This window comes from Micromonospora sp. NPDC127501 (genome assembly GCF_040302185.1).
In the GTDB taxonomy this organism is placed as follows: domain Bacteria; phylum Actinomycetota; class Actinomycetes; order Mycobacteriales; family Micromonosporaceae; genus Micromonospora.
Map to the genome: position 1 here is coordinate 31,848 of NZ_JBEORJ010000021.1, position 24,476 is coordinate 56,323.

24 protein-coding genes are annotated in these 24,476 nt (G+C 72.1%); 13 read left to right on the forward strand and 11 right to left on the reverse strand.

Translation table 11 applies throughout. The features are described from left to right. Window positions 1-93: 93 nt before the first annotated feature. The 6 genes from ABTW72_RS31425 to rfbB are packed head-to-tail and all read right to left on the reverse strand — an operon-like array spanning window position 94 to window position 5,376. A complete protein-coding gene (locus tag ABTW72_RS31425; protein WP_350865261.1) occupies window positions 94-1,122 on the reverse strand; it encodes a glycosyltransferase family 2 protein in 1,029 nt (342 codons plus the stop codon). Next, complete coding sequence (locus ABTW72_RS31430) at window positions 1,119-2,432, reverse strand: lipopolysaccharide biosynthesis protein (RefSeq protein ID WP_350865264.1); 1,314 nt, start codon at window positions 2,430-2,432, stop codon at window positions 1,119-1,121. The genes ABTW72_RS31425 and ABTW72_RS31430 overlap by 4 nt, the downstream gene beginning before the upstream one ends. After that, entirely contained in the window at window positions 2,429-3,130 is a 702-nt protein-coding gene (locus ABTW72_RS31435; RefSeq protein ID WP_350865266.1) for a glycosyltransferase family 2 protein, read from the reverse strand. The genes ABTW72_RS31430 and ABTW72_RS31435 overlap by 4 nt, the downstream gene beginning before the upstream one ends. Next, window positions 3,123-3,494: a DUF2304 domain-containing protein gene (locus tag ABTW72_RS31440; protein WP_091408675.1), complete on the reverse strand. Its 372-nt coding sequence runs from the start codon at window positions 3,492-3,494 to the stop codon at window positions 3,123-3,125. Before ABTW72_RS31440 ends, ABTW72_RS31435 begins: the two co-directional genes overlap by 8 nt. Then, the gene (gene rfbD / locus ABTW72_RS31445) at window positions 3,491-4,378 is read right to left on the reverse strand and encodes a dTDP-4-dehydrorhamnose reductase (RefSeq protein ID WP_112673546.1); all 888 of its coding nucleotides are present in this window, start codon (window positions 4,376-4,378) and stop codon (window positions 3,491-3,493) included. Before rfbD ends, ABTW72_RS31440 begins: the two co-directional genes overlap by 4 nt. Then, complete coding sequence (rfbB, locus tag ABTW72_RS31450; protein WP_112624450.1) at window positions 4,375-5,376, reverse strand: dTDP-glucose 4,6-dehydratase; 1,002 nt, start codon at window positions 5,374-5,376, stop codon at window positions 4,375-4,377. The genes rfbD and rfbB overlap by 4 nt, the downstream gene beginning before the upstream one ends. Window positions 5,377-5,461: 85 nt before the next feature. Here rfbB and rfbA point away from each other — a divergent pair, with 85 nt between their 5' ends. The 4 genes from rfbA (at window position 5,462) to ABTW72_RS31470 (ending at window position 8,670) form a co-directional block, all read left to right on the forward strand. Next, entirely contained in the window at window positions 5,462-6,349 is an 888-nt protein-coding gene (gene rfbA / locus ABTW72_RS31455; protein ID WP_350865270.1) for a glucose-1-phosphate thymidylyltransferase RfbA, read from the forward strand. Next, window positions 6,346-6,969, forward strand: coding sequence for a dTDP-4-dehydrorhamnose 3,5-epimerase family protein (locus ABTW72_RS31460; RefSeq protein ID WP_350865272.1), 624 nt, complete (start codon window positions 6,346-6,348; stop codon window positions 6,967-6,969). The genes rfbA and ABTW72_RS31460 overlap by 4 nt, the downstream gene beginning before the upstream one ends. A gap of 68 nt (window positions 6,970-7,037) precedes the next feature. Next, window positions 7,038-8,396 (forward strand): Pup--protein ligase, encoded by a 1,359-nt coding sequence (pafA, locus tag ABTW72_RS31465; protein WP_088989658.1) that lies wholly within the window; start codon window positions 7,038-7,040, stop codon window positions 8,394-8,396. A 79-nt stretch (window positions 8,397-8,475) separates the two neighbouring features. Next, window positions 8,476-8,670: a hypothetical protein gene (locus ABTW72_RS31470; RefSeq protein WP_091408694.1), complete on the forward strand. Its 195-nt coding sequence runs from the start codon at window positions 8,476-8,478 to the stop codon at window positions 8,668-8,670. 57 nt (window positions 8,671-8,727) lie between these two features. Here ABTW72_RS31470 and ABTW72_RS31475 read toward each other — a convergent pair whose 3' ends face one another. Then, window positions 8,728-9,813, reverse strand: coding sequence for a DUF3866 family protein (locus tag ABTW72_RS31475; protein WP_350865276.1), 1,086 nt, complete (start codon window positions 9,811-9,813; stop codon window positions 8,728-8,730). 49 nt (window positions 9,814-9,862) lie between these two features. Continuing rightward, a complete protein-coding gene (locus tag ABTW72_RS31480) occupies window positions 9,863-10,867 on the reverse strand; it encodes a cation diffusion facilitator family transporter (protein ID WP_350865278.1) in 1,005 nt (334 codons plus the stop codon). Window positions 10,868-10,984: 117 nt separating this feature from the next. On the opposite strand from ABTW72_RS31480, the gene ABTW72_RS31485 reads away from it, so the two are divergent. From ABTW72_RS31485 to ABTW72_RS31510, 6 genes are all read left to right on the forward strand, one after another. Further along, a complete protein-coding gene (locus ABTW72_RS31485) occupies window positions 10,985-11,983 on the forward strand; it encodes a helix-turn-helix transcriptional regulator (protein ID WP_145788122.1) in 999 nt (332 codons plus the stop codon). Next, a complete protein-coding gene (locus ABTW72_RS31490) occupies window positions 11,980-13,035 on the forward strand; it encodes a helix-turn-helix transcriptional regulator (protein ID WP_350865281.1) in 1,056 nt (351 codons plus the stop codon). Before ABTW72_RS31485 ends, ABTW72_RS31490 begins: the two co-directional genes overlap by 4 nt. 10 nt (window positions 13,036-13,045) lie before the next feature. Beyond that, window positions 13,046-13,291, forward strand: coding sequence for a hypothetical protein (locus tag ABTW72_RS31495; protein WP_350865284.1), 246 nt, complete (start codon window positions 13,046-13,048; stop codon window positions 13,289-13,291). Between the two features lie 159 nt (window positions 13,292-13,450). After that, on the forward strand, window positions 13,451-13,765 hold the full coding sequence (tatA, locus tag ABTW72_RS31500; protein ID WP_124855346.1) for a Sec-independent protein translocase subunit TatA: 315 nt from the start codon (window positions 13,451-13,453) through the stop codon (window positions 13,763-13,765). 18 nt (window positions 13,766-13,783) lie between these two features. Then, a complete protein-coding gene (gene tatC / locus ABTW72_RS31505) occupies window positions 13,784-14,734 on the forward strand; it encodes a twin-arginine translocase subunit TatC (RefSeq protein WP_350865287.1) in 951 nt (316 codons plus the stop codon). Between the two features lie 134 nt (window positions 14,735-14,868). Then, complete coding sequence (locus ABTW72_RS31510; protein ID WP_350865289.1) at window positions 14,869-15,792, forward strand: diacylglycerol kinase; 924 nt, start codon at window positions 14,869-14,871, stop codon at window positions 15,790-15,792. Here ABTW72_RS31510 and ABTW72_RS31515 read toward each other — a convergent pair. After that, window positions 15,755-16,672, reverse strand: a complete 918-nt coding sequence (locus ABTW72_RS31515) for an EamA family transporter (RefSeq protein WP_350865292.1) — start codon at window positions 16,670-16,672, stop codon at window positions 15,755-15,757. The genes ABTW72_RS31510 and ABTW72_RS31515 overlap by 38 nt on opposite strands. A gap of 335 nt (window positions 16,673-17,007) precedes the next feature. Here ABTW72_RS31515 and ABTW72_RS31520 point away from each other — a divergent pair, with 335 nt between their 5' ends. Further along, window positions 17,008-18,216: an MFS transporter gene (locus tag ABTW72_RS31520; RefSeq protein ID WP_350865294.1), complete on the forward strand. Its 1,209-nt coding sequence runs from the start codon at window positions 17,008-17,010 to the stop codon at window positions 18,214-18,216. A 510-nt stretch (window positions 18,217-18,726) separates the two neighbouring features. Here the strand turns inward: ABTW72_RS31520 and ABTW72_RS31525 are convergent. Then, a complete protein-coding gene (locus ABTW72_RS31525) occupies window positions 18,727-19,497 on the reverse strand; it encodes an HAD family hydrolase (protein ID WP_350865297.1) in 771 nt (256 codons plus the stop codon). 86 nt (window positions 19,498-19,583) lie between these two features. Here ABTW72_RS31525 and ABTW72_RS31530 point away from each other — a divergent pair, with 86 nt between their 5' ends. Both ABTW72_RS31530 and ABTW72_RS31535 read left to right on the forward strand, forming a co-directional pair. Further along, entirely contained in the window at window positions 19,584-22,385 is a 2,802-nt protein-coding gene (locus tag ABTW72_RS31530; RefSeq protein WP_350865299.1) for a DEAD/DEAH box helicase, read from the forward strand. A 165-nt stretch (window positions 22,386-22,550) separates the two neighbouring features. Next, window positions 22,551-23,435 (forward strand): MHYT domain-containing protein, encoded by an 885-nt coding sequence (locus ABTW72_RS31535; RefSeq protein ID WP_350865302.1) that lies wholly within the window; start codon window positions 22,551-22,553, stop codon window positions 23,433-23,435. A gap of 45 nt (window positions 23,436-23,480) precedes the next feature. Here the strand turns inward: ABTW72_RS31535 and ABTW72_RS31540 are convergent, their stop codons facing one another. Next, entirely contained in the window at window positions 23,481-24,353 is an 873-nt protein-coding gene (locus tag ABTW72_RS31540) for an endonuclease/exonuclease/phosphatase family protein (RefSeq protein ID WP_350865305.1), read from the reverse strand. Window positions 24,354-24,476: the final 123 nt, after the last annotated feature.

Consider the following 24,476-nt stretch of genomic DNA (forward strand, 5'->3'; position numbering starts at 1 on the left):
CAGCCCGGGCCGTTACCCCCCCTCACGCTCCCGGCCCCCAACCCCGGGGGGGGCCCCGCGACGGGGCCCCCCGGCGCTGTCGTCTGTCGGGGGTCAGCGGCGCTGGAGCAGGGGCCGGGCGAGAGCCCAGTAGCCGGCGGCGACCGCGTTGAACACGCCCATGCCGGGGGGCGAGTCGACGTTCGAGGGGGCGACCCGGGCGGTCATCAGCTCGGCGATCACCCCGTCGGGCACGGTGCGTTCGGTCTGGAGTTGACGGCGGCGGGCGCCGACCCAGGCCCGGTTGCGCCACAGCCAACCCCAGCCGCGGGTCTTCTGCCGGGTCCAGCCACCGGCGAGCGCGGCGGCCAGCATGGCGGCTTCGGTGAGCAGCAGCATCGGGGCGAGCACCACCAGCGTCCGGGTCTGGTACGCGGTGAGCAGGGTGACCAGCCGGTTGCGTTCCACCAGGTAGAGCTTGAGGTCGTTGCGGGAGAACTCGTAGTGGTGGCGCACGACGGCGTCGGGTACGTACTCCAGGCGCAGGCCGCGTTGCCAGAGCCGCAGGCTCAGCTCGGTGTCCTCGTGGTAGGCGAAGTATTCGGCGGCGAAGCCGTCGAGTTCCTGCCAACGCTGGCGGCTGATCACGAAGCAGCAGCCGCTGAGCGACGGCACCCTGGTGCGTGCGGCGTGGGCGGTGGCCGGCTCGCCGTTTCCGCCGGCCCAGGACAGCCCGGTGAAGTGCAGTGGGTTGCCGGAGGTGTTGATCAGCTCGGGAGTGTCGGCGAGCCGGATGGAGGCCATCGCGGCGCCGACGCCCGGTTCGGCGGCGACCGCTACCGTCTTGGCGAGGGCGTCGGGGGCGACGATGGCGTCGGAGTTGACGAAGGCGAGCCAGTCTCCGGTGGCCTCGGCGGCGCCGATCCGGCAGCCGCCGGAGTAGCCGGTGTTCTGCTCGGGTCGGACCACCCGGACCTGGGGGAAGCCCTTGACGATGTCGATGCCGTCGCCGGTGCAACCGTTGTCGACGACGACCAGCTCGATGTCGACGTCGGTGCTGGCCAGGACGGCTCGGGCGGCGTTGACGAGGTACGGCTCGGCACCGTAGGCGAGCATTACGGCGGTCACCTGTGGGCGGGTCATCGGAGGCCTCCGGATGCGGCAGGGGCGACGGCCTCGGCGAGCGGCCGGGTGGGGGTGGTGGGTCGGCGGACGCCGCCGCGCAGCAGCAGTGTCGCCATGGTGGCGGCGACGATGACCGAGCCGATGGTGTACGCCAGCTCGACTCGTAGGGTGACCGGAGCCGGGATCAGCGTCACGGCGATCAGGGCGGCGACGCCGACGGTCCAGGCGAGGGCCTGGGCGCGGTGCCGGTCGAGGGCGAGCAGGGCCTGGCCGAGGACCATCGCCCACAGGTAGGCGAGCGTGGCGGCCGCCAACCAGGCGAAGTCGCCGTGGCCGAGGACGCCGGGTGCGTCGAAGAGTGTGCCGACCAGCCACGGGCCGAGCAGCACGGCGCCGAGGGCCCCGGTGAGGCCGAGCGCGGTGACGATGCCGAGCGCCCGCCGCAGCAGGCTGTGGAAGCCGGCCTGGTCGCCGGTGGTGGCGGTGGTGGCCAGGCCGGGCAGCAGTGACGCCTGGAGGGAGCCGAAGACGAACAGGGGGATGCGGACCAGCACGAGGGCGGAGAGCAGCGCGCCCGCGGCTGCCGCGTCGGCGGGGGCGAGTAGCTGCACGTTGATCACGCCGATGTTCACCACGACCTGGGAGAGCAGGCTGGAGGCGGTGAGCAGGCCGAGGCCGCGCAGCAGGGTGGCCCAGGCGACCGGCGGACCTCCGCCGATGGCGCGTAGCACCGGCGGCAGGGTGAGCAGGACGCTGACCAGCGGGGCGGCCACGAGCACGAGTCCGTACCAGACGGGTGAGGTCACGCCGGCCAGGCCGAGCAGGGCGACCATGATGATGCGCAGGCCGCCGTCGATCCCGAGTTGGGTGCCGTACCAGGGGAACAGTTGCAGGCCGGAGAGGACGCCGCGGGTGGCGTAGGCGACGGCCATCGCGGCGAGCGCGCCGATCAGCACGGTGACCAGGTTTCCGTCACCGGCGAAGAGCTTGTCGGCGAGCGGTTGACGGGCGACGGTGACGGCCGACACCAGCACGGCGAGCAGCACCGCGGCGACGGTGACACCGCGGGCCAGCACCGGCCCTGGGGGCAGCCCCTGGCTGTGCCGGGCGGCGACGACCCGGGCGACCTCCTGCTCGATCGGCATGAACACGCCGATGCCGAGGGTGAACACGATCGACCAGAGCACCGACAGGGACGAGTAGTCGGCCTTGCTGAGGCTGTGGCCGGCGACCGCGAGGTGGACGTAGGAGGCGAGGCCGAGAAGGCCCAGCCCGGCACCAACAGCGATGGTGCCGGGCGGGATCAGGCGTAGCAGGCGTTGGATCACCGGCGAATGAGCGCCAGCGTGAGGACGGCGAACGCACGGCCGAGGTAGATCATCGCCCGGGCGGGGGAGTGGCTGGGCGTGCCGGCCATCCGCTTGCGCATGGCGACCGGCACCTGGCGGATGCGGTAGCCGCGGCGGGCGGTGTGCACCAGGGTCTCCACCGTGTCACCGAGGTACTCGGCCGGGTACCAGGTGGCGAACATGTCGATGACCCGCCGGTTGGCGGCCCGGAAGCCGGAGGTGGTGTCGGTGAGCTTGGTGTGGGCGACCCGGGACAGTACGGCGGAGAGCATCACCATGGCCCAGCGGCGGGGGCCGCGGACCGTGTAGTCGCCCTCACCGGCGAAGCGGGCGCCGATGACGAGGTCGTTGTCGTCGAGGAGGTCGACGAGCTTCGGCACGTACCGGGGGTCGTGTTGGCCGTCGGCGTCGATCTGGATGGCGACGTCGTAGTCGTGGTCGCGGGCGTAGCGGTAGCCGAGGCGCATGGCCCCACCGACGCCGAGGTTGTACGGCAGTTTGGCGACCCGGGCGCCGGCGGCGGCGGCGACGGCGGCCGTGCGGTCGGTGGAGCCGTCGTCGACGACGAGCACGTCGACGCCGGGTAGCTCGCCGCGGACCTCGCCGACGACGTCGGCGATGGAGCCCGACTCGTTGAGGGCCGGAATGATGATCAGTGTGCGCTTGCCGTTAACCATCGTTCGACACCAGTTCGTCACGGGCTGCCCGGTCCGCGTCGATCTGTGCGCGGAGCAGAGCGAAGTCTTCGGCCAGGGTTCGGGTTTCTTCTTCGAGTGCGCTGACCTCCCAGCTCAGGTGCACGCACACGAGCAACAGGAAGACGATGCCGAGGAAGAGCACCAGGCTGACACCGGAGGCGACGCCGAGGAGTTCGGCGACGTTGTCGAGCAGCCGGGGGAACAGGGACAGCGGGATCACGACGACCAGTACGGCGAGCCAGAGCATGCCGTACTTCTCGCGCAGCTGACGACGGCGCAGCAGCTCGACGATGGTGCCGAGCAGTAGCAGGCCGGTCAGGCCGGTGACGAGGGTGAGCTTCATGCGACCTTCCACGGGGCGGGTGGAGCGGGGGAGTGGAACGCGTCAACCAGGGCGCTGTGCCAGTCGGGAAGCGGGGGCAGACCCACGGCTGCCCAGCGGCTGTGCCCTAGCACACTGTACGCAGGCCGGGGGGCGGGACGCGGATACCGGTCGCTGGTGGTGGGTCGGATCCGGTCGGGGTCCAGTCCGGCCAGGGTGAACGCGGCGCGGGCCAGCCCGTACCAGGTCGTCTGACCGGCGCAGGTGCCGTGGTAGACGCCGGGCGTCGCGTGGCCGGCCAGCGCCGCGTCGGCGAGCGCGACGAGCCGCTCGGCGAGCGCGTACGACCAGGTGGGTTGGCCGTGCTGGTCGTCGACCACGTCGAGGTGTTCGCGCTGGGTGGCGAGTCGGAGCATGGTGGCCACGAAGTTCGGGCCGTGCGCGCCGTAGAGCCAGGCGGTGCGCACGACGTACCCGGTGTCGGGTAGCAGCCGCGCGACGGCCTGTTCGCCGACCAGCTTGCCGCGGCCGTAGGCGTTGACCGGCGCGGTGGGAGCGTCCTCCGGGTACGGGGTGTCCGCGTTGCCGGCGAGGACGTAGTCGGTGGAGACCTGGATCAGCCGGGTTCCGTCGGTGGCGCACGCCGCGGCCAGGTTGGCCACGGCATGGCCGTTGACGGCGGTCGCCGCGGCCTCGTCGGCCTCTGCGGCGTCGACGTTGGTCCACGCGGCCGCGTTGATCACCAGGTCGTGCCCGGCGACGGCGGCGTGGACGGCCGCGCGGTCGGTGACGTCCAAATCGGCGCGGGTGGCGGCGGTCACCTTGAGGTCGGGCCGTGCACCCAGCACGGTGACCAGGTCCCGGCCGAGCATCCCGCCCGCGCCGGTGACGAGGAGTCGGGTCATGCGGTCGGCGCGGACTTGAGGGGCTCCCACCAGTTGCGGTTGTCCCGGTACCAGCGGACGGTGTCGGCGAGGCCCTGGTCCAGGGTGATGCTGGGGTGGTAGCCGAGCTCTTCGCTGATCTTGGTGATGTCGAGGGAGTACCGGCGGTCGTGGCCCTTGCGGTCGGTGACCGGGACGACCCGGTCCCATCCGGCGCCGCAGGCGTCCAGGAGCAGACCGGTGAGTTCCTTGTTGGTCAACTCGGTGCCGCCGCCGATGTTGTAGACCTCGCCGGCGCGACCCTTCTGCTGGACGAGGGCGATACCGCGGCAGTGGTCGTGCACGTGCAGCCAGTCACGGATGTTGCCGCCGTCGCCGTAGAGGGGGACGGTGCCGCCGTCGAGCAGGTTGCTGACGAACAGCGGGATGACCTTCTCGGGGAACTGGTACGGGCCGTAGTTGTTGGAGCAGCGGGTGACGACCACGTCCATGCCGTGGGTGCGGTGGTACGACAGCGCGAGCAGGTCGGAGCCGGCCTTGGACGCCGAGTACGGCGAGTTGGGGGCGAGGGGCCAGGTCTCGGTCCAGGAGCCCTCGTCGATCGAGCCGTAGACCTCGTCGGTGGAGACGTGCACGAACCGGCCGGTGCCGTGGCGCAGCGCCGCGTCGAGCAGCGTCTGGGTGCCCAGCACGTTGGTGGTGACGAACGGCGCGGCGCCCGCGATCGAGCGGTCGACGTGTGACTCGGCGGCGAAGTGCACGATCACGTCGTGCTCGGCCACCACCTCGTCGACCACGACCGGGTCGCAGATGTCGCCCTGCACGAACCGCAGTCGCGGGTCGTCGCGGACGGGCTCGAGGTTGGCCAGGTTGCCCGAGTAGGTCAGCTTGTCCAGCACGGTCACGACGGCCGGCTCGATCGGCGGCACGCCGTCTGCACTGCCGAGGGGCTTGCCCAGCAGCAGGCGAACGTACTCCGACCCGATGAATCCGGCTCCGCCGGTGACGAGGATCCTCACGGGTCCGGAAGTATACGCGACGGGCGGCGCGGCCCCTGGTATGCGACCCCCGCACAACTTGTCCGGGTGCGGCTAGGCTTCCCCGGTGCGCGGAATCCTACTTGCCGGCGGCACCGGGTCCCGGCTCTGGCCGATCACCCGGGCGGTCTCGAAGCAGCTGATGCCGGTCTTCGACAAGCCGATGATCTATTACCCGCTCTCCACCCTGGTGATGTCCGGGGTCCGGGAGATCCTGGTGATCACGACTCCCGACGACCAGGACCAGTTCCGTCGGCTGCTGGGCGACGGCAGCCAGTTCGGGCTGCGGTTGGAGTACGTCAGCCAGGAGCGCCCGGAGGGCATCGCGCAGGCGTTCATCCTCGGCGCGGACTTCATCGGCACCGAGTCGGTGGCGCTGGTACTCGGCGACAACATCTTCCACGGCGTGGGTCTGGGCCGGCAGCTCGCCGACCACGGTGACCCGGTCGGCGGGCGGGTCTTCGCCTATCAGGTGGCCAACCCGCAGGAGTACGGCGTGGTCGACTTCGACGCCGATGGCCGGGTGCTCTCGATCGAGGAGAAGCCGGCCCGCCCGAAGTCCCGCTACGCGGTGCCGGGCCTCTACTTCTACGACAACCGGGTGGTGGACATCGCCCGCAAGCTCACCCCGAGCGCCCGTGGCGAGCTGGAGATCACGGCCGTCAACGAGGTGTACCGGGAGACCGGGGAGCTGGCGGTGACGGTGCTGGATCGGGGCACCGCCTGGCTGGACACCGGCACGTTCACCTCGATGATGCAGGCCGCCGAGTTCGTCCGGGTGGTCGAGGAGCGGCAGGGTCTCAAGATCGGTTGCGTCGAGGAGGTCGCCTGGCGGGCTGGCCTGATCGACGACGCGCAGCTGCGTGCGCTCGCCGAGCCGCTGACGAAGAGCGGTTACGGCAACTACCTGCTCGGTCTGCTCAGCGACAAGGCCGGCGACGGGGGTTCCTGGTGAAGATCCGGGAGCTGAGCATCGAGGGCGCGTGGGAGATCATCCCTCAGCAGCACGGTGACCCGCGCGGCATGTTCATGGAGTGGTACCGCTTCGACAAGCTCGCCGAGGTGGTGGGGCATCCGCTGCGGCTGGCCCAGGCCAACCTGTCGGTCTCCGCGCGTGGCGTGGTGCGCGGCGTCCACTTCGCCGACGTGCCGCCCGGGCAGGCCAAGTACGTCACCTGTGTGCGGGGCGCGGTCCTCGACGCGATCGTGGACCTGCGGGTGGGCTCGCCGACCTTCGGTCGTTGGGAGGGCGTCCGGCTGGACGACACCGACCGCCGGGCGGTCTACCTCAGCGAGGGGCTGGGGCACGGGTTCTGCGCGTTGACCGACGACGCGACGTTGAGCTATCTCTGCTCGGCCACCTACAACCCGACCGGCGAGCACGCGGTGCACCCGCTGGACGAGGAGTTGGGCATCGAGTGGCCCGCCGAGGTTCCACTGCTGTCCGCGCGCGACGACGCGGCGCCGACTCTGGCGCAGGCCCGCGAGCGGGGCCTGCTTCCGGAGTACGACAACTGCCGGCGGTTCGTGGCGAGCCTCGGTCCGGACGGAATGTCGCACTCAACCGGTATGTGACCGCGCTCGGGGCACGACCTGTGGTCTGACAGTGACGAACCGGGCCTCCGGGCGGCTAATGTCACACCATGGAGCGGCGAATCTTCGGCCTCGAGACCGAGTACGGCGTCACCTGCACCTATCGCGGGCAGCGGCGGCTGTCCCCGGACGAGGTCGCGCGGTATCTGTTCCGTCGCGTGGTGTCCTGGGGCCGGTCGAGCAATGTCTTCCTGCGCAATGGGGCCCGGCTCTACCTGGACGTCGGGTCGCATCCGGAGTACGCGACACCGGAGTGCGACTCGGTGACCGATCTCGTCGCCCACGACCGGGCTGGCGAGCGGATCCTGGAGGGCTTGCTCGTCGACGCGGAGAAGCGGCTGCACGACGAGGGCATCGCGGGTGAGATCTACCTGTTCAAGAACAACACCGATTCGGCCGGCAACTCGTACGGCTGCCACGAGAACTACCTGGTCTCCCGGCACGGCGAGTTCGGCCGGCTCGCCGACGTGCTCATCCCGTTCCTGGTCACCCGGCAGTTGATCTGCGGGGCGGGCAAGGTTCTGCAGACCCCACGCGGCGCGGTCTACTGCCTCTCGCAGCGGGCCGAGCACATCTGGGAGGGCGTCTCCTCGGCGACCACCCGCAGCCGCCCGATCATCAACACCCGGGACGAGCCGCACGCTGACGCCGAGCGCTACCGGCGGCTGCACGTGATCGTCGGCGACTCCAACATGAACGAGGTCACCACGCTGCTCAAGGTCGGCACGGCCGACATCGTGCTGCGGATGATCGAGGCCGGGGTGGTGATGCGCGACCTGTCCCTGGAGAACCCGATCCGGGCCATCCGGGAGGTGTCGCACGACATCACCGGCCGGCGCAAGGTGCGGTTGGCCAACGGCAAGGAGGTCAGCGCCCTGGACATCCAGCAGGAATACCTCGCCAAGGCCACCGAGTTCGTCGAGCGACGCGGCGGCGACCAGGCTGCCAAGCGGGTCGTCGAGCTGTGGGGCCGGGTGCTCAACGCGGTGGAGACCGGCGATCTGGAGCCGGTCTCCCGGGAGATCGACTGGGTCAGCAAGCTGCGGCTGATCGAGCGCTACCAGCGCAAGCACGACCTGCCGCTGTCGCACCCCCGGGTGGCGCAGATGGATCTGGCCTACCACGACGTGCGTCGTGGCCGGGGCCTCTACGGGCTCCTGGAGCGTCGCGGCGAGGTCGACCGGGTGGCCACCGACCCGGAGATCTTCGAGGCCAAGGAGACCCCGCCGCAGACCACCCGGGCCCGGCTGCGGGGCGAGTTCATCCGGCACGCCCAGGAGAAGCGCCGGGACTTCACCGTCGACTGGGTGCACCTGAAGCTCAACGACCAGGCGCAGCGCACCGTGCTCTGCAAGGACCCGTTCCGGGCGTACGACGAGCGGGTGGAGCGGCTGATCGCCAGCATGTGACCGGTTGCCGGCCCCGTCGGTGCGCTGCGCCGACGGGGCCGGTCGGTCCGGCGCGCTGAGCGGTTAAGCTGAGCGCGCCATGACGACTTCTGGACCTTCCGACCGCCCCGAGCGCGGCACCGAGCGGCAGAACTGGATCGAACGTCGGCGGGAGAAGATCCGCGCCGAGATCGACCGTAACCGGCGCGGTGAATACACGGTGCCGACCTGGGTGCTGGCCCTGGCGCTGGTGCTCATCGTGGGCGGCTGGCTGGCCCTGATCTTCCTGGCCTGACCACGCCCCGGCACCCCCACCCTGCCCCCGTTGATCACGAACGGCTGGGGTCGGGGGTCAGGGGAGGAGGGTCACCGCGTGGCGGCCGGCGGCGGCTGCCGCCAGGAAGTACGCGCGATCGGCGTCGAGGCCACGGCCCATGGTGGACAGGGGCACGGCGCTGGCCCGCAGCGCGGCGTCCAGACCGTCGGTGAGCACCCGGACGATCCGGTGCCGGGCCGCCAGGGGCGTCAGCGCCGCGTGCACCTCGGCCGCGAGGGACGGCGCCAGGTCCTCGGGCACCACCAGCTCCGCCGGGGCGAGCGCCACTCGGCCGTACGCGGTGAGGCTGTGGTGTGACACGCCCCGGTGTCGGGGGCGGGGGTCGGCGTCGGAGATGCGCAACGAGCCGACCGGCTTTCCGCCCAGCGTGGCGATCGCGTTGACCGCCTCGCCGACGGCGACGCCGGAGAAGCCCCACCGGGTTCCGGTGCCCAGGTTGCCCGGTCCCTGAGCCACGATCGCCACGTCCGCGTTCAGCACGTACCGGGCGGCGAGCAGACCGCCGTGCAGGGTGGTGGCCTCCAGGTCGCCACCGAACGCCTGCCCGACGGTGATCGTGCCGGCCAGCTCGGCCCGCAGCCCGGCGAGGGTGCGGGAGAACCAGGCGGGCAGAGCCCCGCCGTCGGTGAGCAGGTACGCCACCCGCGCCTGCGGGGCGTCGGCCCGGATACCGGCCAGGATCGCCGGGAGCGCCGAGTGCAGGTCGGCGGTGACCACCGGCAGGCCGCCCAGGTCGTCCGCGTCGGCCAGCACGTCGCGGTGCGGAGAGGCCTCCTCGTCGACGCCGAGCAGGATCGGCTGCAACGGCGTGTAGCGGGCCTTGACGAGGTGCCCGGCGTCGCGGGTGTCGGCGACGTCCGGCGGGTCCGGCGGCAGCCGGTCCGGCAGGGCGACCACCAGGGCGTACCCGCCGGTGCCCAACCCCATCAGCAGCGCGCCGGCGTTGAGCAGCACCCGGTCGCCGGGTTCGGGCGTGCCGACCAGCTCCGGGTAGGCCAGCGCCCGCATCCGCGTGCCGTCGGGCAGGTCCACGTCCAGCTCCACCGCCCCGGTCCACTGCCGTCGCAGCGTCGCCACCGTCCCCGTACGCCATCGCACCATGACGGGCACGCTAGCCGCGCGGGCGTGGCGGTCCGCGCCCGGGTGCGGGTCAGGTCGGTTCGGGGCCGCCGGCGTCCCGGGTCGGCCCGGCCTGGGTGTGCCGGGCGGTGCCGGTGGCTCCCGGCATCGAACGGGTCGGGTCGAGGAAGACGAACCTGATCTCCGGGTATCGGTTCGTCAGCCGCCGCTCGGCCTCGTCGGCGGTGGCCTCGATCTGCGCGCCGGTGGCCTCGTCGCGGAAGTCGACCTTCGCGGCGACCAGGATGTCCTGTGGGCCGAGCTGCATCGTCAACAACGTGTCGATGCGCTCCACCTCGGGCAGCCCGGCCAGATCCTGCTCGATCTCGTGGCGCAGCCGCTCCGGGACGGCCCGGCCGACCAGCAGCGACAGGTTGTTGGCGGCGAGGACCCCGGCGACCGTCAGCAGCAGGAGCCCGATCAGGATCGACGCGACGCCGTCCCACACCTCGTCGCCGGTGGCGTGCGACAGACCGACGCCGAGCCCGGCCAGCACCAGACCGATCAGCGCCGCGCTGTCCTCCAGGAAGACGGCCTTGACGGTGGTGTCGGCGGTCAGTCGCAGGAACCGCCGAGGCGTGGTCCGCCAGCGTCGGGACTCGCGGCGGACCTGCCGCACCGCCCGGGCCAGTGAGATCGACTCGATGACGAACGACACCCCGAGCACGATGTACGAGATGAGGTAGTCGCCGCTGTGCTCGTGCACCAGGATCGTGGTGACGCCGTGGGTGACGGCGAAACCGGCGCCGGCGACGAATGTGAACATGGCCGCGAAGAACGCCCAGACGTAGCTTTCCTTGCCGTACCCGAAGGGGCGTCGCTGGTCGGCCGGGCGGGCACCGCGGCGCAGCGCCTGGAAGAGCAGCACCTCGGTGGTGGTGTCGGCGACCGAGTGCGCCGCCTCGGACAGCATCGCGGCTGATCCGGAGATCAGCCCGGCGATCAGCTTGGCGACCGCGATGGCGAGGTTGGCGGCGCCGGCGACGACGACGGTGCCGACGCTCTCGCTCTCGGGCCTGGCGTCCGCTTGCGACATGGGGATCACCCTATGACCGCGGACGGCGACGCGCCGGGGGAGGCCCGATCCGAACAAGTGTGCGGCACGCCCGCGTGGGTGCACGGTGTGGGCGGGTCGGCTGCTAGCGTCTACCGCGTGTCGCGGACCCGCACCGAACGCCTGGTCAACCTGGTGATCTGCCTGCTGTCCACGCGACGGTTCCTGACCGCCGCGCAGATCGCCGCGACCGTGCCCGGTTACGAGCACGATCCGGACGACGCGCGCGACCACGAGGCGTTCCAGCGCAAGTTCGAACGGGACAAGGCCGAGCTGCGTGAGCTGGGTGTGCCACTGGAGACCGGCACGGCGAGCGCCTTCGACGCCGAGCCCGGCTACCGGATCGCCCACCGCGAATACGCGCTGCCCGACATCCTCCTCGAACCGGACGAGGCCGCCGCGGTCGGCATCGCCGCCCGGCTGTGGCAGCACGCCGGGTTGGCCGCCGCCGCGTCGTCCGGGCTCGCCAAGCTGCGTGCCGCCGGGGTGGACGTGGACCCGCAGGCGACCCTCGGCCTGGAGCCGATGGTCACTGTCGACCCGGCGTTCGCGCCGCTGACCGCCGCCGCACGGGACCGCCGCGAGGTGGGGTTCGACTACCGGGTGCCCGACCGCGACGCGCCCAGCCGGCGACGACTGCAACCGTGGGGCGTGGTCTGCTGGCGCGGCCGGTGGTATGTGGTGGGCCACGACCAGGACCGGGAGGCGACCCGCTGCTTCCGGCTGTCCCGGGTCGTCGGCGCGGTCCGGGTGACCGGCGCCCCCGGCGCGTACGAGCCGCCGGCCAACGTCGACCTGATCAGCCACGTGGCCCGCTGGTCGGGTCCGGTGGAGCGCACCGGTCGGGCCACTGTGCTGGCGGCGCCGGGGCGGGCCGCCGGGCTGCGCCGTTGGGCGGTGGAGGTGACCGCCGGGCCGGACGGCGACCGGCTGGTCCTGCCGTACGCCGACCCGGACGGGCTGGCCGGTCATCTCGTCGGCTACGGCCCGGACGTGCGGGTCCTCGACCCACCGGAGGTCCGCGAGGCGGTCATCCAACGACTCAAGGAGATCGCCGTGCGCCACGACGAGCTCGCCGTCGGCGGGGGCGCCCGGTGACCCGCCCGGCCGCCCGCAGCGGTTCCCGCGCGTCCGCCGACCGGCTGGCCCGACTGCTCAACCTGGTGCCCTACCTGCTGGCCCGGCCCGGCATCGAGATCGCCGAGGCGGCCGGTGACCTGGGAGTCACCGAGCGCCAGCTCCGGGAGGACCTGGAGCTGCTCTGGGTGTGCGGGCTCCCCGGGTACGGCCCCGGTGACCTGATCGACATGGCATTCGACGGTGACCGGGTGACCATCACCTACGACGCCGGCATCGACCGGCCGTTGCGACTGACCCCCGACGAGGCCCTCGCGCTCGTGGTGGCGTTGCGGATGTTGGCCGAGACGCCCGGGGTGGCCAACCGGGAGGCCGTCGAACGGGCCCTCGCCAAGATCGAGGCCGCGGGCGACCTGGTGGGCGCGCCGGTGGCGGTCCGGTTGCCCGGGGACACCCCGCGGGTCGAGGCGCTGCGCGCCGCCGTGGAGGGCGGCAAGGCCCTGCGGATCACCTACTACACGGCCGCCCGGGACGAGACCACCGAGCGCGTCATCGACCCGCTGCGGATGCTGATGGTCGGCGGCCGGGCGTACGTGGAGGCGTGGTGTCGGCGCGCGGAGGCCGTCCGGCTGTTCCGCGCCGACCGGATCGACGCGATCACCGAGTTGGACGAGCCGGCCACGGTGCCGCCGCAGGCCGTCCCGCACGACCTCACCGAGGGCGTGTTCCGCCCCTCGGTCGACCTGCCGCTGATCACCCTGCGCATCGGCCGGGGCGAGCGGTGGATCACCGAGTACTACCCGTGCGAGCGGGTGGAGGCCGGCGACGGCGACCAGTGGCTCGTCTCCCTGCGGGTCACCGACCTGGGGTGGGCCCGCCGGTTCGTGCTGGGCCTCGGCCCGGAGGTGACGGTGGTCGCCCCGGTCGAGTTGGCCGAGCAGGTCCGGGCGACAGCGGCCGCCGCGCTGGACGCGTACGCCGTGCCCACACCGACGGCCGTGCCCCGGCCGTCCGAGGTCGACCCGGAGCGCGCGCCGTCGGGTGACCCGGCGGTGGCCGGCCGCACCCAGTAGGCTGACCGCCGTGCTGATCTGGATCGTGCTCGCGGTGGTGCTGCTACCCCTCGTGGCGCTCGCGTTGGCCGTGCGCCCGGTGCTGGCCCGACTGCCCCGACTGCACCGCGCCGCCGTGGCGTTGCAGCGGCGGGCCGCCGAGGCCGAGGCGCTGCGGGAAACCGCCGAGGCGCTGCAACGGCGTGCCGAGGACGTCCAACGTCGCCTCGACACCACGTCCCAGCGACTCGCGGTGATCAAGGCCAAGCGCGGCTGATCGGGTACGCACCTGTCGGTGGTTGACGGATCATCGCGGGTTGGTCAAGACTTCACCCTCCCGCCCAGACCACCACCACCCAGCGGGTGGCGGGCAGCCGATCCGCACGTACGATGGGCTGCGTACCACCCCCCGGACACAGAGCGACTGGAGCTTCTCATGGGTGCCCTCAAGCCGTGGCACATCGCTGTTCTCGTGGTTGTGCTGATCCTGCTCTTCGGTGCGAAGCGGCTCCCCGACGCGGCCCGTTCGCTGGGTCGGTCGCTGCGGATCATCAAGGCCGAGACCAAGAGCCTGCAGGACGACGACCGCGACCTCGCCGAGAAGGCCGACGCGCAGGCCGGCTACCAGCCGCTGCCGCCGCACGCCGGGCAGCAGGCGCCGTACGCCGGCCAGCCGCAGCAGGCCCCGTACCAGCAGGCGCCGCCGCAGCAGCCGGTCGTCGACCCGGTGCACCGCGTCCGCGACAACTGACCGAAGGGCCCCACTACCGTGGCCTTCGCACTGCGTAAACGCGGCCCGAGCACGTTCGAGCGGGCCGCCGACGGCTCGATGACGCTCATCGAGCACGTCCGCGAGCTGCGCAATCGTCTCTTCCGCGCGTCCGTGGCGATCCTGATCGGGTTCGGCCTCGGTGTGTGGTTGGCCAAGCCGGTGCTGCACCTGCTCCAGCAGCCCTACTGTGACCTGCCGCAGGCGAGGATTGTCAACGGCAAGTGTGAGTTCGTGCAGCTCGGCCCGGCCGACCTGTTCCTGCTCAACCTGAAGGTCGCGCTCTGGGTCGGGTTGATCGTGGCCGCGCCGGTCTGGCTCTACCAGCTCTGGGCGTTCATCGCGCCAGGCCTGCACCGGCACGAGCGGCGCTACGCGTACTTCTTCACCGCCCTCGCCGCGCCGCTGTTCGCGGCCGGTGCGGTGCTGGCGTACTTCGTCACGGCCAAGGGCCTGGAGTTCCTGCTCAGCATCTCGGACAGCGAGATCAGCACGACCCTGGAGATCACCAAGTACATCTCCTTCGTCACCAACCTGATCCTGTTGTTCGGAGTGGCGTTCGAGTTCCCGTTGATCGTGCTGATGCTCAACTTCGTGGGCATCGCCAGCGCCAAGCGGTTGCTCAGCTGGTGGCGCGTGGCGATCTTCGTGTTCTTCGCGTTCTCCGCCGTGGTCACCCCGACACCGGACCCGTTCGGGATGACCGCGTTGGCGCTCTGTCTCTCCGCGCTCTACTTCGGCGCGGTGGGCATCGCGTTCATCAACGACAAGCGGCGTGGGCGGGGCAAGGAGATCTACGCCGGCATCGACGACGACGAGGTGTCGCCGTTGGAGTTCGACGCGGACCCGGTCGTGGCCGGGCAGCGGGTCGACTCGACCGCACCGATCGGCGTACCCGAACCGGTCGCCCCGCCGGCACCGATCGAACGTCGCTACGACGACATGACCTGACGGCCCCGCGCCGACCGGTCCACCGACGCCGTCCCCGATTGGGGGCGGCGTCGTCGCGTCACCTCGCGCGTCGGCGGTGGGACTGACCGTGACAGCGGCTGCCCCTGGTGAACGGCGGGTGTCCGACCGGTACGGTGCTGCCCGTGACCGCAGACGATCACCTGCCCGGCCCGGTCGCCGTGCTCGCCAACCCGACCGCCGGTCGCGGACGGCACAGGGCGTTGCTGCCCCGGTTGCTGGACGGCTTGGCGGCCGCCGGGCGGCCGATCCGGCTGCTGCCGGCGTCCAGCCCCGCCGAGGCGGAGGCGGCCTGCCGGGCCGCTGTCGCCGAGGGCGCTGGCGCGTTGGTGGCGGTCGGTGGGGACGGCACCGTGCACCGGGCGTTGCAGGCGGTCGCCGGGACCGCCGTGCCGTTCGGCCCGATCCCGGCCGGCACCGGCAACGACTTCGCCCTGGACACCGGCTTCCCGGCCGACCCCCTCGCGGCGGCGGCGGTGATCGCCGAGGCGGTGCGTGACGGCCGCAGCCGACCGGTCGACCTGGCCCGGATGGTCGGGGTCGACGGCACCGAGCGCTGGTACGGGGCGGTCCTCGCGGCCGGGTTCGACGCGATCGTCAACGAGCGGGCCAACCGGATGCGCTGGCCCCGCGGCCCGCGCCGGTACGACCTGGCGATCCTGGTCGAGCTGGCCCGGCTGCGCCCACGCCGCTACGCGCTGCGTCTCGACGGGGTGCCGCACGACCTGGACGCGGTGCTCGTGGCGGTGGGCAACTGCCCCACGTACGGCGGTGGGATGCGGATCTGCCCCGACGCGGACCCGACCGACGGGCTGCTCGACGTGGTGGTGGCGGGTCGGGTCAACCGGCGGACCCTGGTCCGGGTGAAGCCGCGCATCTATCAGGGCACCCACGTCAGCCACCCGCTGGTGCGTAGCTTCCGGGCCCGCACTGTGGAGTTGGCTGCCGAGGGCATCACCTCGTACGCCGACGGGGAACGCTCCCTGCGGCTGCCGGTGACGATCAGCGCGGTTCCGGGCGCCCTGCGGCTGCTGCGTTGACCCGTACCGCCCCGATGCTGGCCGCGATGACCAGCACGATGGCGACGCATTCCAGCAGGGTCAGGGCCTGCCGCAGCACCAGCCACCCGGCGAGCGTGGCGACGGCGGGGCCTAGGCTCATCAGCACCGCGAACGTGGCGGTGGGCATCCGTCGTAGCGCCAGCAGTTCGAGGGTGTAGGGCAGCCCGGAGGCGAGCACCGCGAGGGCGGCACCGAGCGCCAGCACCGGCGGGTCGAGCAGCACCGCGCCGCCGTCGAGGATGCCCAGCGGCAGGGTGACCAGCGCGGCGAGGGTCAGCGCCAGGGCCAGCCCGTCCGCGCCGGGAAAGCGGCCGCCGACCCGGGCGCTCAGCACGATGTACGCGGCCCACATGGCGCCCGCGCCGAACGCGAAGGCCACCCCGACCGGGTCCAGCCGGTCGAAGCCGCCCTGCCCGAGCAGCGCCACCCCGGCTAGTGCGAGACCCGCCCAGCCCCAGCTGGCCAGTCGGCGGGCGGAGAACACCGACAGCGCGAGGGGGCCGAGCACTTCGAGCGTCACCGCCGGGCCCAGCGGGATGCGTTCGATGGCCTGGTAGAACAACGAGTTCATGCCGGCCAGCGCCAGCCCGAACGCGCCGGCCGCGAGCCAGGCCGAGCGGTCGTGTCCGCGCAGTCGGGGCCGGCACACGACGAGCAGCAGCACCGCCGAGATGGTCAGCCGCAGCGTCACCGCGCCCGCGACCCCGGTACGCGGGAAGAGCAACGCGGCCACGGCGGAGCCGAACTGCACCGACAGGGCCCCGCCGAGCACCAGCCCCACGGCGGCGACGCCACCGCGCCGGGCCGGTGGCGTGTCGGCCGGCGATGGCGTGGGCAGCAGGGTTTCGGTCACGGGCACGACGGTAAGGGGTCCTCGTCGGCCACCCTGCGGCGGTGTCCACCTGCGCAAAGGCGAGCTTGGTCAGGCGGCAGGGGGGCGAGAGGGATCGGGTGTGTCGCCGTCGGCCCTGCTCGCGGCTTGGGGGATACGAGAACCTCGATGGGCGGCTACCCTGCTCGGAACGGTATTGATCCACAGTTGGGAGCTGGGATGCGCCTCGACCTGGTCACGGTCTCCGCTTCGCCGCGAGAGCCCGCCCGGTACTGATCGGGCACCACCGGATCCCCGCCGGTGGTCTGGTGCTCCTCGCCGCGGAGCGGTCTCACAACGACCGTTTGGCTCGAGGAGCTACTTTGCGTGCCCTTGTATCCGCGCGTCTGGGCGCGGACTTCACCAAACTGTGGACCGCCGCCGCGGTGTCCAACGTCGGCGACGGCGTCACCATGGCCGCCGGCCCGTTACTGGTCGCCTCCATCACCGACAACCCGGCACTCATCGCCGGAGCCGTCTTCGCGCAGCAACTGCCCTGGCTGCTGTTCGCCCTGATCAGTGGCGCATTTGTCGACCGACTCGACGGACGCCGCCTGGTCGTGGTCGTAAACCTGGCGCGCGCCGCAGCCCTGGCGGGGTTGGCGGCCACCATCGCGACCGACACCGTCACCGTGATCATCATCTACGTGGTGCTCTTCCTGCTGGGTGCTGGCGAAACCCTCGCGGACACCGCCATGGGTGCCCTACTCCCGGCGGTGGTCGCCCCCGACGATCTGGCGAGCGCCAATGCCCGGCTCTACGCGAGTTTCACCGTCGGCAACCAGTTCGTGGCCAAGCCGCTTGGCGCCTGGTTGTTCGTCATCTCCGCCGCCGTACCGTTCGGCGTCGACGCGCTCACCTTCGCGATCTCCGCAGCGCTGATAGCGGGTATCGGACGAGTTCCGGTCTCCGAGAAACCCCGTCGGCGGACGTCGCTGCGCACCGAGGTCGCGGCCGGTGTGCGGTGGTTGTGGCGGCACCGCCTGCTGCGGACCCTCGCCCTCACCATGGGCCTGGGCAACGTCGCGTTCGGTGCCGCCTTCGCCGTTTTCGTGCTCTACTGCCAGCAACGTCTAGGTGTATCCGGTCTCGGCTACGGTGTCCTGCTGACCACGTTCGCGGTCGGCGGACTGTTCGGTACGACGGTCGCCGCGAAACTGACCCGTGCGTCAGGCAGCGCCGCCCTGCTCCGGGCCGGCCTGATCATCGAGGTCGTCACGCACGTGTCCCTTGCGATCACGACGACACCGTGGATCGTCGCCGTCGTCCTGGTCGTTTTCAGCATCCACGCCATGGTGTGGGGCATCACCGTCACCTCGGCCCGGCAGCGGGTCGTGCCGCCGCACCTGCGCGGCCGCGTAGGCAGCGTGTACGCGTTGCTGGATCTCGGCGGAGCCGCGCTGGGGTCGCTCCTCGGCGGACTGTTCGCCAGCGTCTGGGAGATCACCACGCCGTTCTGGATCGCCGCCGCCGTGATGGTGACTATCACTGTCCTCGCCTGGCGTCCCCTGCGCGAAGCAGGAGCCGTCTGAGCGCCCTTCCCCCGGTTCCGAGCGGCGGCGTCTCGCCGCTCGGAACCGGGGGAGCCGGGGTAGCGCTCCAAAGGCCCTGACCGCGCTGGTCGTGCGCTGCGGGACCAGAGCGACACGGCGGCAGGTGTTCGCCAGCGCCTACATCACCCAGGCCGTCCGCGACCGGATGCGGCTGGACGCCCTGGACGCGGAGCTGGCCCATCAGGGCATCCCGATCACCGAGCAGGGTGTGGCCGAGGCACGCGCCCCAGGACCGCCGTGGAGGCCGACTGGTCGCCGGAGCGCCGCAGCGCTCTTCGCGAGCGAGTCCGCCAGCACACGCTGGACGCCGCCGGAACGCCCGAACAACCGACCGCGTGAGCCCCGAGGACGACCGACCGGTCCGGCTCGTGCTGGACCGGTCGCTGGCCGTACTCGAAACGACGCCTCGATCCTGACCGGGGGGATCGGTACGGCGACGGCGACCTACCGGTGATTCACATCCCGAACTGGTGGCACGCCGGTGCCCGGTCAGGCCGGCAGGGCGAGGTCGAGCACGGCGCCCAGCCCGTTTTCCCGGCCCGGCTCGGCCGCCGGGAGCACCAGCACCGAGCAGCCGGCGGCCACCGCACCCGCGTCGGCCGGGGTGTCACCGACCATCAGGGTCTGCTCCGGGTCGACGCCCAGCATGCCGCAGGCACGCCAGAAGATCGCCGGGTCGGGTTTGCAGCGCCCCACCTCGTAGGAGAGCACGAACGCGCCGACCAGGTCGGTCAGCCCCCAGGCGTCGAAGTGTGGCCGCAGGTCGAAGCCGATGTTGCTGACCACCGCCACCGGCACCCCGGCGTCGCGCAGCGCGGTGAGCGTGGGGGCGGTGTCGGCGTACGGCAGCCAGCCCTCGGTGGTCAGCAGCCGCTCGTAGAGCGCGTCGGCGAAGCCGTCGATGCCGGCGTCGACGGTCTCGGCCAGCCCGGTGTACGCGCCCCGGTGGGCGTGTTGGTAGAGGTCCCGGTCCGCCCACAGTTCGGCGAGTCGGGGCGGCACCCGTGCCGGCAGTGGCCCGCCGGCGCGGCCGGCGGTCAGCAGTCGGTCGGCCAGTGAGGTGGCGCGGACCCGGTCCAGGGTGACGCCGCACGCCGCCGCGGCCTTCAACACCCACCGCTGGGGGTCCTCCACCTGGGCCAGGGTGCCGTGGAAGTCGAAGAGCACCGCCTTGACAGGGCGTCGGGACGCCCGGCGGGCGGCGGGCGCCTCGGCGGTGCCCGGCGGACTGGTCTGGGGCGGTTCGGCATGGTCCGGCACGCCGTGCACCCTACCGACCGCCCCCGACCGTGCCTCCGGACGGCCTTGTGGGGTGACATGACTCGGCACGCACTAATCTTGGTGCCATGTCGAGCCCCGCCGAGCGGTACGCAGCGGCGCGCCGCAAGGCCGCACAAGCCGCACAGTTTCCGGCGCTGGACGAGTTCGCCCTCGAGTTGGGGTTCGACCTCGACGACTTCCAGCGGGAGGCGTGCCAGTCGCTGGAGCGGGGCAGCGGTGTGCTGGTCTGCGCTCCCACCGGCGCCGGTAAGACGGTGGTCGGGGAGTTCGCCGTCCACCTGGCGTTGCGTGGGCGGCCCGACGACCCGGTGCCCGCCGCCGACGCGACGACCCCGTCGGCCCGGCGCAAGTGCTTCTACACCACGCCGATCAAGGCGTTGTCCAACCAGAAGTACCACGACCTGGTCGCCCGGTACGGCGCCGAGCAGGTCGGTCTGCTGACCGGCGACAACGCGATCAACGGCGACGCGCCGGTGGTGGTGATGACCACCGAGGTGCTGCGCAACATGCTCTACGCGGGCTCCAGCACCCTCCAGGGCCTCGCGTACGTGGTGATGGACGAGGTGCACTACCTGGCCGACCGGTTCCGCGGCGGGGTCTGGGAAGAGGTGATCATTCACCTGCCCGCCTCCGTCACCCTGGTCTCGTTGTCGGCGACCGTCTCCAACGCCGAGGAGTTCGCCGACTGGCTGGTCACCGTGCGCGGCGAGACCGCCGTGGTGGTCAGCGAGCACCGGCCGGTGCCGTTGTGGCAGCACATGCTGGTCGGTAAGCGGATGTTCGACCTGTTCCACGACGCGGACGCCGCCCGCAAGCACGACGTGCACCCGGAGCTGCTGCGCTACACCCGGGAGACCGTGCGGCGGCTGGAGTTGGGTGAGGGGCGCAGCGCCGGGCCCGGTGCCGGTCGGCGTGGCCCGCGCTGGCGTGGCCCGATGCGCCCGGACATCGTCGACCGACTGGACCGGGAGGGTCTGCTACCGGCGATCCTGTTCATCTTCAGCCGGGCCGGTTGCGCCGCTGCGGTGCAGCAGTGTCTCGCCGCCGGGCTGCGGCTCACCTCGGCGGAGGAGCGGGCCGAGATCCGCCGGGTCGTGGAGTCGCGGGTCACCGCCATTCCCGGCGAGGACCTGTCGGTCCTGGGCTACTGGGAGTGGCTGGACGGCCTGGAGCGCGGCCTGGCCGCCCACCACGCCGGCATGCTGCCGGTGTTCAAGGAGATCGTCGAGGAGCTGTTCGTCCGCGGCCTGGTCAAGGCGGTCTTCGCCACCGAGACGCTGGCGTTGGGCATCAACATGCCGGCCCGCTGCGTGGTGCTGGAACGGCTGGTCAAGTACAACGGCGAGGCGCACGTCGACCTGACCCCGGGGGAGTACACGCAGCTCACCGGGCGCGCCGGCCGCAGAGGCATCGACGTGGAGGGGCACGCCGTCGTGGTGTGGTCTCCGGAGACCGACCCACGGCACGTGGCCGGGCTCGCGTCCACCCGCACCTATCCGCTGCGCTCCAGCTTCCGGCCGTCGTACAACATGGCGGTGAACCTGGTCGGCACTGTCGGCGCGGAGCCGGCCCGGGCCCTGCTGGAGTCCTCGTTCGCCCAGTTCCAGGCGGACCGGTCGGTGGTCGGCCTGGCCCGGCAGGTGCAGCGCAACACCGAGACCATCGAGGCGTACGGCGCGGAGGCCGCCTGCCACCACGGCGACTTCGACGAGTACTTCGCGCTGCGGGTGGCGATCGCCGACCGGGAGAAGGCGATCGCCCGACAGGGGCAGACCCAGCGCAAGGCCGCCGCGGTGGCCTCGTTGGAGCGGCTGCGGGTGGGCGATGTGATCCGGGTGCCGTCGGGCCGGCGGGCCGGGCTGGCCGTGGTGCTGGACCCGGCGACCGGTGGGTTCGGTGAGCCCCGGCCGCTGGTGCTCACCCAGGACCGTTGGGCCGGGCGGGTCAGCCCCGGCGACTTCACCACTCCGGCCGAGGTGTTGGCCCGGATCCGGGTGCCCAAGCACTTCAACCACCGGTCCCCGGGCGCCCGGCGGGATCTCGCCGCCGAGGTCAGCGGCACCGGTCTGGATCGGCACGGCGGCCGACGCGGCGGCCGTTCCCGGCAGGTGACCGGTGAGGACCACCAGATCACCCAGCTCCGCACCGAGCTGCGTCACCACCCCTGCCACGCCTGCCCCGAGCGCGAGGAGCACGCCCGCTGGGCGGAGCGGCGTCGACGGCTGGAGCGCGACACCGAGGAGCTGCGCGAGCGCGTCAGTGGTCGTACGGGGTCCCTCGCTCGAACGTTCGACCGGATCGTGGCGCTGCTGACCGAGCGTGGCTACCTCGCCCGCGACGGCGCGGTCACCGACGCCGGTCGGATGCTGGGCCGGATCTGGACCGAGGCGGACCTGCTGGTCGCCGAGTGCCTGCGCCGGGGGGTGTGGAACGGGTTGTCCCCGGCCGAGCTGGCCGCCGCGGTGTCCGTGGTGGTGTTCGAGGCGCGCCGCGATGTCGACGAGCGCGCGTCACTGCCGCGCGGGCCGGTGGCTGACGCGGTGGACGAGACGCTGAAGCTGTGGGGGGAGATCGAGGCGGACGAGGCGGCGCGGGGGCTGACGGCGACGCGGGAGCCGGACCTCGGTTTCGCCTGGCCCGTCTACCGGTGGGCCCGGGGCGAGGCGTTGGCCAAGGTGCTCGGCAGCGGTCACGAGATCGATGGTGAAATGCCCGCCGGTGACTTCGTCCGGTGGGCCCGACAGGTCGTCGACCTGCTCGGTCAGATTGCCGACTCTGGTGGTGCCACAACGGAGCTGCGGTCGACGGCTCGACAGGCTATAGCGGCCGTCAACCGAGGTGTTCTCGCGTACCACACGTCAGCCTGACAATCACGCTCAGTCATTATCGTCGAGGAATCGACGCAGCGGACGGTCACCGCAACGGCACCCCTCGGATAGCCCCCGGGGCGCTGTTGCGCCTGATCACAGCACCCCTGATCATTGCCGAGGCGTCTTGTTGACGCGCCGGTAACGAATGGGGAGACAGCCGCCGTGGCGGAGATCAATCACTTTGAGTACGGATGGATCACGCCCGGGCTGAGCTACGCGCTGTCCGTGCTCGGCTCGATCCTCGGGCTGGTCTGCGCCGGGCGCATCCGCACGGCCGGGACGAGCGGTCAGCGGGCGTGGTGGGGCCTGCTGGCGGCCTGGGCGCTGGGCGGCACCGCCATCTGGGCGATGCACTTCATGGCCATGCTGGGCTTCGCCGTCGAGAACACCCGGATCCGGTACGACGTGCCGCTGACCGCGGCCAGCACGGCCATCGCCGTGGTGGCGGTCGGTATCGGCCTGGCCATCGTGGGCACCGGCCGCCTGAATCCGCTACGCCTGATCGCCGGCGGTATCTTCACCGGCGCCGGCGTGGCCTCCATGCACTACACCGGCATGGCCGCCATGCGTCTCAACGGCAGCCTCGGCTACGACACGGTCCGGGTCGTGCTCTCGGTGGTCATCGCCGTGGTGGCGTCCACCGTCGCGCTGTGGCTCGCGATGACCGTCCGGCGGCGGTTGGCGATCTTCGCCTCCGCGCTGGTCATGGGGATCGCCGTCAACGGGATGCACTTCACCGGCATGAGCGCCCTGTCGGTGCACCGGCACGAGCAGGCCGGTGAGGTGACCGGCGCCGGGGTGAGCACCCTGCTGGTGCCGATCGTGCTGGCGGTGCTCTTCGGGGTGGTCGGTCTGCTCTACGCGTTGCTCGCGGCCCCGACCGACGACGACCGGGCTGCCGCCGCGTACCTCGACGGGCGGCGACTCGCGGAACCGGCGCCCTCGACGCCCACCGCTACCCCCGACCCGGTCGGGTTGCGCGCCCGCTCCACCCTCGGCCAGCCGGGTACTCCGTTCCCGTCCCGCCGGGACACGCCGCCGCGCTGACGTCGTGCGTCGGCCCGCGCCGTCCGCGCCCGCTGGGGAGGCGGATCAGGCCGGTCCCCGGCCGGGGCGGCTGCGGTCGATCGCGAGGGTGACCAGCAGCCCGGGGTGATCGGTCGTCCCGTGCATGGGCACCAGACCGCGACAGCAGAGCGTGATGTCGGTGGTCGCCGTGACGTGTTGCAGTCCGCCGTCGTCGACCCGCTGATGGCCCGGCGGGGTGCAGGACCGCACGTCGGGGTCGTGGCCGGCGCGCAGGTTCAGGTCGCCACCCAGCACGGTGGGCCCGTACCCGGCCGTGCGGCCGAGCGTCGGCAGGATGGTGTCGAGCAGGTGGTCGCACTGGGTGAGCGCGATGCGGTAGCCGGTGGCCGACAGGTGCGTGGTGCAGGCGAGCAGGGCGCCATCGACGTCGACGCAGAGCCAGGCTCGTTCCTCGGGGTCCGCGAGGTCCTGCGTCGGGTGGGTTCCGGCGTACACGGTGCTCGGGGTGGCCGGTGTCCGCACGTGGGTCAGCAGCCCGATGCCGAACCGTTGGCCGTTGCGACAGCGGGTGTCGTCGCCGCTCGGACGGTCGCCGGCGGCCTGGAACGCGGCCACGACCCTCCGCCCAGGGTGGACGGTTTGAAAGACGCCGTGCAGGGCGGTCAGGTCACCCGCGCAGATCTCGTTGAGGGTGACCAGGTCGGGTGCCTCGATGCTGATCACCTCGGCGGCCCTGGCCATCGCCCGGCCGGTGTAGCAGCCGGCGCGGCCACTGTTGCAGAGGTTCAGTTGGAGCATCCGTAGGACGGTGGGCTGCGCGGCGTCGGTGCGCCCGGCCGGCGATGCGCCCGGCCGGTTGGCCGGGAGTGCGGCGGCGGCGAGTAGGCAGCCCACGGCCAGGGTTCGGCGCAGGAACCGGTACGGACGGGCGGCCACACGGACTCCGGGGTGCGCGAGGCGACAGTCATCGCCGGGGTGCCAGTGATCCTACTGGCGGCCGGTCGGCGATCGGGATCCAGAGCGGTGGGCCGAGGGGGCACGCCCGCGTCGCGTACCCCC

What these genes read in the sequence shown, in the direction of transcription:
- ABTW72_RS31440 (WP_091408675.1), bottom strand. Translation starts at nt 3,494, where the DNA reads ATGAAGCTCACCCTCGTCACCGGCCTGACCGGCCTGCTACTGCTCGGC.
- ABTW72_RS31530 (WP_350865299.1), top strand. Translation starts at nt 19,584, where the DNA reads ATGTCGAGCCCCGCCGAGCGGTACGCAGCGGCGCGCCGCAAGGCCGCA.
- ABTW72_RS31435 (WP_350865266.1), bottom strand. Translation starts at nt 3,130, where the DNA reads ATGGTTAACGGCAAGCGCACACTGATCATCATTCCGGCCCTCAACGAG.
- pafA (WP_088989658.1), top strand. Translation starts at nt 7,038, where the DNA reads ATGGAGCGGCGAATCTTCGGCCTCGAGACCGAGTACGGCGTCACCTGC.
- ABTW72_RS31470 (WP_091408694.1), top strand. Translation starts at nt 8,476, where the DNA reads ATGACGACTTCTGGACCTTCCGACCGCCCCGAGCGCGGCACCGAGCGG.
- ABTW72_RS31475 (WP_350865276.1), bottom strand. Translation starts at nt 9,813, where the DNA reads ATGGTGCGATGGCGTACGGGGACGGTGGCGACGCTGCGACGGCAGTGG.
- rfbD (WP_112673546.1), bottom strand. Translation starts at nt 4,378, where the DNA reads ATGACCCGACTCCTCGTCACCGGCGCGGGCGGGATGCTCGGCCGGGAC.
- tatA (WP_124855346.1), top strand. Translation starts at nt 13,451, where the DNA reads ATGGGTGCCCTCAAGCCGTGGCACATCGCTGTTCTCGTGGTTGTGCTG.
- ABTW72_RS31425 (WP_350865261.1), bottom strand. Translation starts at nt 1,122, where the DNA reads ATGACCCGCCCACAGGTGACCGCCGTAATGCTCGCCTACGGTGCCGAG.
- ABTW72_RS31480 (WP_350865278.1), bottom strand. Translation starts at nt 10,867, where the DNA reads ATGTCGCAAGCGGACGCCAGGCCCGAGAGCGAGAGCGTCGGCACCGTC.